The following is a 7,720-nucleotide window of genomic DNA, read 5'->3' as shown; positions in this document are numbered from 1 at the left end:
TACCAAATTTGAATTGATTGCGAGTAGATATGAATAGTAAATTCGGGAAGCTTACAGTAAGGTCAGGAAAAGCTATGCTGTTGGGGCTGATTTTTGCCTCTGGTAGTGCTTACTCTGGGACTGAGTGTACCGGTAAAGTAACTACGGTAGAAATTGCGTTAAACGGAAATGTTAACGCCAGTATAATAGACAGTGGAAGTGGCACTAACTTTCATAGTGTCGCACTTTGCCGGATCACCGAGAATTTGGAGGGCGGGTTCAAGCAAGAATCCTGTAAGGCTGCTTTTTCTCTTCTAACCACTGCACATGCAACTGGTAAGAGTGTAACCTTGTGGTTTAATGAGGATAAATTTTCTTCCTGCTCACAGTCATGGGGGGAGATTTGGTCGCAAGGATTTTATCATCTTCGCCTTAAAGGGAGTTAAATAGTACGAAAAATATTTTAACAATAGGGCGCAACAGTCGATGAATTAAGACTTACTCTTGCCTTAATAAACAGTGAAAATTGTTAGTTCAGTTGCTATAAGAATTTCCAAATAAATAAAGGCCCGACGGTGTTTTGCTATTTCGCTGGGCCTGATTTTATTGGAGTTAGCCTGTCAGCTTTATTAGCTCATTATTGTTGAGGGCCATAGGGGTGAGGCCTCTAGTTGTTATTTAGTAGCGTACTCATCTCTAGTTGGAAAATATAAGATACCTCTTGCCTGCCATACACCAAGGTTATCCAGATCGAATTCCATTCGTTTGTTTCAGTTATTTTATATTTGCCGATCTAATCGATGTTGTGTTGAATGTATTCAGTATTCATACACAAAGAGCCAGTGAACTTGTAGCGGAACCCATCTCCAAGGTGGGCGAAGCTTTTGTTGAATAATTTCGACTCGTGACTATCGATACCTTCAATTACCCCTTCCATAGATAGAGACCAATCTAGTTCGGCAAAGCTATAACCCCCTAGCAGTTACAGGCAGGCTTTTTGGCAGGATTTCGATAGCTCAAAAACATCAGTCAGAGAGAATGCTTCTAAATCATACTCTTGCCAGGCATCAAAAATAAGCGCAAAGATGGGGTTGTTCTCATCAAAATCCCATGCATCAATTTTATCAGTAGAAACGGTACAGTAGCATAATCGCAACTTCAGCGGATAGTTGTCAAAGTCTGCCCCTATTGAAATACTATTCCATGACTCGCTCTCAGAAGCAGTGAATTCTAAGTAGCTAAACTCCTTTGTATTTCCTTTCTCAGTTGTTCGATAATTTCTAGTAAGTTCCATTTCTCTATACCTTGTGTTCAAGGGTATATACGGATGGAAACTTAGTGGCTTTGGTTGTCGAACTCGGCTGCACTTGTGTTTGTTGAAACTTCAAGGGTTCCGAGAATGGTGATTAAACGAGAATGCATGGCTTCCTCCATATGGTTACTACGCTTTTTCTTAATTTCTAAGACTGGGCTCTAAGGTTTAAAACGGGTTGAAACCAATCAACATAGTGACATTGCTTCGATTGGAAATGCTGAGGTCAGGTAGTGGAGAAGTAGTAAATTCATTTGGTCTTCACTGCTTAGGTAAGACTGATAACAGGTATCCTGTCTTTAACCGATATTGATTAATATCGGTCAAAGACAGGCGTGCTACGTTGGCAATCAAATTAAGATCGCAAGAAATCGACTTGAGATTATTGTTTGGCTAATTTTGATATATCGACCTCAAGCCCTGCCAGGTGAGTAGTAAGCTCCTCAGGGATTTCAGGATTCAATTCACCACCAAGGTGCTCAGCAAGAAACTCTTCCATCTTTATTAAATAAGCCATCTTATTAATGCGCTTGCTAAACCCATGCCCCTCATCTTTTGCTAAAATATACTCGACATCCAAGTCTTTTTGATACATTTCTACAGCAATTTGATCAGACTCAAGTTGAGTAACGCGAGGATCATTTGCACCTTGCACCAACAGTAAGGGTGCTTTAATTTGATCCGTAAAGTTTATGGGCGATCTGGTTTGCATATCCTCTCGATCAACTTGAATCAAAGGGTCGCCAACAGCATTGAACCAGTTAGAAATAAAGGGTCGATAATACTCCGGGAATGACTCTATCAATGTGATTAAACTTGATGGGCCAACAAAAGATATCGCGGCGGCATATACATCTGGGGTGAAAGTCAACCCGGAAAGTGCTGCATAGCCTCCATAAGAGCCACCCATGATTGCCACTTTGTGTTTATCTGCAATGCCTTGTTCTACTAAATACTCAACACCATCAGTAAGATCGTGTTGCATCCCACCGGTTCCCCACTGGCGATTACCCAAAGAGATAAAGGTTTCACCAAAGCCAGTCGATGCACGAAAATTAGGTTGCAAAACGGCATAACCACGATTTGCTAACAGTTGAGACACACGGTTGAAAAAGCTATCACTCAGTCTCCAATAATCTCTAGCCCATGGGCCACCATGCGGCAATACCACTAGCGGTAACTGACTACTCTTGCCGTTGGGCAGGGTAAGATAGGCCTGGATGGTAATACCGTCACGGGCCTGATAGGTGATAGAATGTCTTTCTGCCAGAGATGCAGAGTCTAATTTAGTATCTTTATCAATCAAGCGCGTTAGCGACTGGTCTGTTTGATTGTAGGTATAAAAAGCTCCCAGATCGACATCGCTAGCAATGTCCAACAACCAAATGCCAGACTCTTCATTTATAGAGATAACATCGATCTCTACTCTGCGAGTAAACTGAGTAGTGATAAATTGCCAGTGTTTTTGGAATTCCTTACTAACCGGATAATCTTCTCGGTACCCATAGTAGTAAGAAACCAACTGAAGCTCACCATCTTTATTGAAAAGAGTCTTGTAAACATCGGCACGTTTATTAGGATCTGTATGCACATCAGTAATTTTTCCTGAAGCCAGGTTCAATTGCTTCAACCCTGATGTGTCTGCCTCACCGTAACTAGACTCGAAATACACTCTCCCGAGATCTGAGTTATAACTGGATAGGTGTAAGATTTCTCCAGGCTCAGTTTTCAGAGCCTCTTGCCAGGATTTATTCTTGTGAATAAACAATTCCATGGATGTGTCTGGGTTGGACCTTACACCGGCGACAGGAATTCCCTCTTTGTCAATCAGTACATCATGGAAGCGCTGATTATTAGACATTATTGATGTCAACTTACCAGTTTGGGTGTTCAATTGATAAAAACTTAACAACTTCGGATCGTCGTGATTAGCAAAGAGAGTTAGACTGTTGGGCTTTTCTGAAGCTTGCCCTAAAATTATGTATCTCGCGCTGTCTTTTGAGGTTAATTTTTGGGTGTCGAGCAAACTTAGATCTTTATCTTTTACCTCCAGATCCAATCTATAGATCTGGTGCAGTTCATTCCCTTTCGAGTCTTTAGAGACAAACATGCCGAGCTGATGTTTATCCCAAGAAAAGCTATCTGCGCCGTCGGCAAAAGCGGTCAACGGGAAGGCATCTTCAATACTCCCATTGCTCGGCATTACATAGATATTCGGTGCTCCATTGTGCAGCTGGAGCCAGGCTAGCCACTGCCCATCTGAAGATAATTTAACCCCGCTGATTGCAGAGTCATTAAAGAAACTCTCAACAGAGAGTAGTTCCTGCTGAGTTTCCGCCGATACTGAATCCTCCACGAGGTGGTTAATGCTGCAGCCACTAAATGCGGCCGCAAGACTTAGCCAGCAGATGGCCTTACGTACTGACCAACGATTATTTTGTAATTCCATGTGCTTTACTCCTTATCAATAATGACTATGAGGCATACTGTAGATCAGCAATAAATTATTGTAAAGCAATAATTTATTGCTTGATTGCAGAAATGCAATATTTTTGTATAATGCCTGCCTATCCAATAGGAGTTAATCTGTGAATCATAAGATCCAGGTATTAAGTGCACGTCTGCGCTGGGCAATCGTGGTAATCAGCCTTATTGCTGTTAGCAGCTTGCTGATCAATTATTTTTTCTATGACATGAATGCCTTCAATAGCAGCAACCCACTTTTTCAAGAGTTGTGGGGGCTAGGTGATCAGTTCAGACCGATGCTATTCCTCGGCCAGTTGCCAACTTTTGTGCTTTCCGGGTTGTTTATTTATTGGCTTTGGCGACTTTTTGGACAGTACGCCAAGGGGGATTACTTTGGTAAGGAGAGTGACCGATGCTACCTATGGCTGGTTTGGCTTTATGGCGCTGCGATTTTGGTACGTATGTTAGAATCTTTGTGGCTTAGTTATTTATCGTATTTGCATAATAATGAACTTACTCTATTCCTTGCACTTGATATCGGCAGGCTATTTACATTGTTCGTGCTAGTGAGCGTCCTCTATATTTTGCGTGCAGCAAAACAAATCGATCAAGAAAACAAAGAGTTTGTTTAGCATGGCTATCATTGTCAATCTAGATGTAATGCTGGCCAAGCGAAAAGTCAGTTCAAAGTCGTTGGCAGCAGAGATAGGAATTACTGAGGCTAATCTTTCCCTACTGAAGCGTGGTAAAGTGAAGGGCGTTAGGTTTGACACCCTATCGGCAATATGTGAGGCACTAGAGTGTCAGCCAGGTGATATTTTAGAGTTCAGGCGGGATGAGTGACTTGCTCACTGGATTTTTTATAGGTAAAGGTTAAGGGGCTAGGTTATAGTCAATTAAAATTCCGCCAGAATCTAACATTAGTGTACGGAGTTACCTTTATGAATTAACTCATAGACTCCGTATATCTACATAAATTGTATTACTTTCCTAAACATTTTTTCCGTAGAGGTTCATAAACTTTCCACACTTAAAGCTGACCAGTAATTCAGCAGTTATCTTCTTTTATAGCTAAGCTATACCCTATAATTGTCAGCCGTAATAAGGCAATTGGTAATTCCCACTCACCATATAAATTTTCGGGTGATAGTAGTGGCTTTTAAACTGCATATCATTACATATTTATATTTACTTTCTTTTTCTCTTATAACCTTTGCTAATAACTTTTCTAGTCAGTCAGCCTTTGGGGTGGCACCGCCCTCAGAAGTTGAAGTAGCTGTCTCGGAAATGAAAAGTCGAACTGGGGATATAACGTTAACTTGGCATCCTCCCCCAGAGACGGTAGACACCTATGAGCTTGTAAAGCAAAAAAATGATGGAGATTGGTCTAAGCCCATAAAAATTGCTGGGCATTCTTATCGGGTTAAAAAGCTATCTACAGGATCTTGGGGATTTAAGGTCCGGGCTTGTAATAGTAGTGGATGTGGCGCTTACTCCATTGAAAAGTGGGTAAATGTAGCTATCCCACCTTCTTCGCCAAGAAATGTTACCGCTTCTGGTGGCGAGGGAGAGCGAGTTCAGCAGGTACAGCCTCCTGTACAGTCAGCCCCCTTATCAGTGATTACAGCTTCAGACAATCCAGAATCTCATGGAACGGTCAAAGTTCAATGGGAAGCTCCAGATACTGGAGCAAAAGTATCAGGGTATGAAATTGAACAGTGTAAAGATGATTGCGCAACATGGTCCTCAGTCTATATGGGAGCAAAAGCTGTTTCAGTAACCCTCCCAATTGAAAAAAATAATCGATTAAAGAGTGGCTCTTACAAGTTTCGAGTTCGGTCTTATGCTACGGGAGGTCGTTTTACGTCCTACAGTAAATGGGTAGCATCCCCAAGGATTGCTGTGATCCGAAAGGGGCTGATAAATCCCAAAGAAGTTAGATTTACCCAGGATAGTATTAAGCCAACGTTTTCAAATGGTCGTAAAGTTGAAGATTTAATTCAAAGTCTTAAAGAGGGTAAAGTAACTGCGTATGATGTCCCTCCTATTCGGGTTTTTGGTCGTGACGGAAAGATTTACTCCCTGGATAATAGAAGGCTCAAAGCTTTCCAAGAGGCGAATAAGCCGATAAGAATAATTCCCGCCACATCAGAGGAATTATCTACCAGATCATTTAAGTTTACCAGTCGTAACGATGGTACATCTATTCGTATCCGTGAAGAAGGTGAAGATCGATGAAATCACTAGATCTGCCAAATAAGCTGGGTGAAATTAAAACAAGGGCTGATTTTTCCAGTTTCATCTTGGATCTACTTGAGGATTTTAAAAATAACGCATCAACCTGGGAAAATACTGATTTAGCCAATTTTCTCGAAGCAATGGCTGCATGGACAGAAGATATGGATGGATTTTATGCAAATCAAGGGAAGGGTATGCCTGAAAATATTCAGTGGCAAGTCTTTGCTGAAATTATTTATGCGGCAAGGATTTATGAATGATTTGCCAGGGAATCCTACCTATCTCCTAGGATAATATGTATAGAAATTAATAAGCGGTTATCCTGGAGCTTGCCAAATGCTTTCCATTGGTAATCAGGTAGGCAAGATGATACTCCCTGATAATGGTCTAAATGGTGTTGGGTGAAATCCATATTTACATCTTCAAAGTCATTTAAGTGATATAGTAATTCTGGGTAATCTTATTCTGACCCTTGTCGCGGGTTACCTTAAAGTATCCATTTTTTACTCTCCAGATATAAACTGTGAGTAAACGTTTCAATTGGGGTCGATTCATGAATAGTCGCTCAATTTTATGCTATTTGACTCTTTATAATTTCATTTATTTAGTATGCGGCTTATTGGTACCTTTAAAGGTTGATTCTGCGACACTGGCTCAGCCCTGCTTTTCAGGGCCTAATCCGTTCTGGCAGGAATCTAGTGCCATTAAAGGCAGTTGCGTTATTGATTCTAGATATTATGTCATTAATTTATTTGTTGGGAGCTCAAAGAAAAATAAAAATTGGTTGCCTGTTGGGGTTGAGTCTCATCAGTATGCACCAAATGAGGCTTCAAAAAGCGATCAGTCATCGTTCCACTCAGAGAAGATCGAAGGCTTTGATGAGTTATATGCAAAAGCTCCCGCAGCGAAGAAAGAAATTGACCTTCTGGCCGATAAAATAGCGGCTATGAATGAGGGGAGTGTTGCTAAAGTGCCGATAAAGTCATTAGAGAGATCTAAGGAAAAAGTTATTAATGATTACGGCGGTGACCCAACTCGAATCAAGGATCTTGCAAGGAATACCATTGTTGTACCGCAGGATAAAATCCCTATAGTAGTTGGAATGCTTAGGGCAAAAGGAGCAATGGTAAAAGTTATCGATGGATCTGTGGATCCATTAGGTTATAGCGGAGTAAACTCTAAAATTAAAACGAGTAGTGGTTTGGTTGCAGAAATACAGGTGAACTCCCCTGAGATGATATATGCAAAAGAATCTCCTGAGTCTGCGATAGCTCTACTGGGTAAGGACGCATATGCATCTATTTCAAATAGAGCCACAGTTGAAGGTGGAAAAGGACATGAGTTATACGAGAAATGGCGCTCTTTGAAAGAAGATGATCCACGAAGAAAGAAGATTGAAGTTGAAAGTAAAAATTACTATACGTCTTTGAGGTCTGAGCTGATGCCGATTAAAACGGGTGAATATTTAAATCTAAGGCATATTTTTATTGACTATCCTTTTGAGTCAGTCATGTTTAGGAGGGATCATCAGACTAAAAATATATACAGAAAATTTTATGGTGAAGAGGAAGGTCAAACTCCAATTCCCAGCAATAATCGACTGTTTAATGATGCCCTCCGGCATGGGCAAGAAATATCTCAGGAAGAATATCTTAAAGGGAAGGGGAAGGGGAAAGGAAATGAGGGTTAATGTCTAATTGTGAGTATATCCAAGGAGTTAAAGAT

The 7,720-nt window shown here is 40.9% G+C and carries 8 protein-coding genes; 6 read left to right on the top strand and 2 right to left on the bottom strand.

Annotated features, from left to right (window positions below; translation table 11 throughout):
* Positions 1 to 29 precede the first annotated feature (29 nt).
* On the top strand, positions 30 to 425 hold the full coding sequence (locus ACJJIC_RS16185; RefSeq protein ID WP_445357404.1) for a hypothetical protein: 396 nt from the start codon (positions 30 to 32) through the stop codon (positions 423 to 425).
* Between the two features lie 536 nt (positions 426 to 961).
* On the opposite strand, the gene ACJJIC_RS16180 is transcribed toward ACJJIC_RS16185, so the two are convergent.
* Both ACJJIC_RS16180 and ACJJIC_RS16175 read right to left on the bottom strand, forming a co-directional pair.
* Complete coding sequence (locus tag ACJJIC_RS16180; protein WP_445357403.1) at positions 962 to 1,273, bottom strand: hypothetical protein; 312 nt, start codon at positions 1,271 to 1,273, stop codon at positions 962 to 964.
* Between the two features lie 400 nt (positions 1,274 to 1,673).
* Positions 1,674 to 3,740 carry a S9 family peptidase gene (locus tag ACJJIC_RS16175; RefSeq protein ID WP_445357402.1) on the bottom strand — a complete coding sequence of 689 codons (2,067 nt, stop codon included), beginning with the start codon at positions 3,738 to 3,740 and terminating at the stop codon, positions 1,674 to 1,676.
* Positions 3,741 to 3,879: 139 nt separating this feature from the next.
* Here ACJJIC_RS16175 and ACJJIC_RS16170 point away from each other — a divergent pair, with 139 nt between their 5' ends.
* The 5 genes from ACJJIC_RS16170 (at position 3,880) to ACJJIC_RS16150 (ending at position 7,685) form a co-directional block, all read left to right on the top strand.
* Positions 3,880 to 4,389 carry a DUF2975 domain-containing protein gene (locus ACJJIC_RS16170; protein ID WP_444909265.1) on the top strand — a complete coding sequence of 170 codons (510 nt, stop codon included), beginning with the start codon at positions 3,880 to 3,882 and terminating at the stop codon, positions 4,387 to 4,389.
* 1 nt (position 4,390) lies between these two features.
* Positions 4,391 to 4,600, top strand: coding sequence for a helix-turn-helix domain-containing protein (locus ACJJIC_RS16165; protein ID WP_252082131.1), 210 nt, complete (start codon positions 4,391 to 4,393; stop codon positions 4,598 to 4,600).
* 309 nt (positions 4,601 to 4,909) lie between these two features.
* Entirely contained in the window at positions 4,910 to 5,995 is a 1,086-nt protein-coding gene (locus ACJJIC_RS16160) for a hypothetical protein (protein ID WP_445357401.1), read from the top strand.
* Positions 5,992 to 6,255 (top strand): DUF7660 family protein, encoded by a 264-nt coding sequence (locus ACJJIC_RS16155; RefSeq protein ID WP_445357400.1) that lies wholly within the window; start codon positions 5,992 to 5,994, stop codon positions 6,253 to 6,255. Before ACJJIC_RS16160 ends, ACJJIC_RS16155 begins: the two co-directional genes overlap by 4 nt.
* Positions 6,256 to 6,548: 293 nt before the next feature.
* On the top strand, positions 6,549 to 7,685 hold the full coding sequence (locus ACJJIC_RS16150) for a hypothetical protein (RefSeq protein WP_445357399.1): 1,137 nt from the start codon (positions 6,549 to 6,551) through the stop codon (positions 7,683 to 7,685).
* Positions 7,686 to 7,720 lie beyond the last annotated feature (35 nt).

It is taken from the genome of Microbulbifer mixtoriginis (SeqCode), assembly GCF_052468275.1.
The sequence above is the reverse complement of the archived record's forward strand: the minus strand, read 5'-3'. Positions and strand labels throughout refer to the sequence as shown.

Excerpts from the sequence above, each read along its gene's own strand:
- ACJJIC_RS16185 (WP_445357404.1), top strand. The coding sequence starts at position 30 with ATGAATAGTAAATTCGGGAAGCTTACAGTAAGGTCAGGAAAAGCTATG.
- ACJJIC_RS16180 (WP_445357403.1), bottom strand. The coding sequence starts at position 1,273 with ATGGAACTTACTAGAAATTATCGAACAACTGAGAAAGGAAATACAAAG.
- ACJJIC_RS16175 (WP_445357402.1), bottom strand. The coding sequence starts at position 3,740 with ATGGAATTACAAAATAATCGTTGGTCAGTACGTAAGGCCATCTGCTGG.
- ACJJIC_RS16165 (WP_252082131.1), top strand. The coding sequence starts at position 4,391 with ATGGCTATCATTGTCAATCTAGATGTAATGCTGGCCAAGCGAAAAGTC.
- ACJJIC_RS16155 (WP_445357400.1), top strand. The coding sequence starts at position 5,992 with ATGAAATCACTAGATCTGCCAAATAAGCTGGGTGAAATTAAAACAAGG.
- ACJJIC_RS16150 (WP_445357399.1), top strand. The coding sequence starts at position 6,549 with ATGAATAGTCGCTCAATTTTATGCTATTTGACTCTTTATAATTTCATT.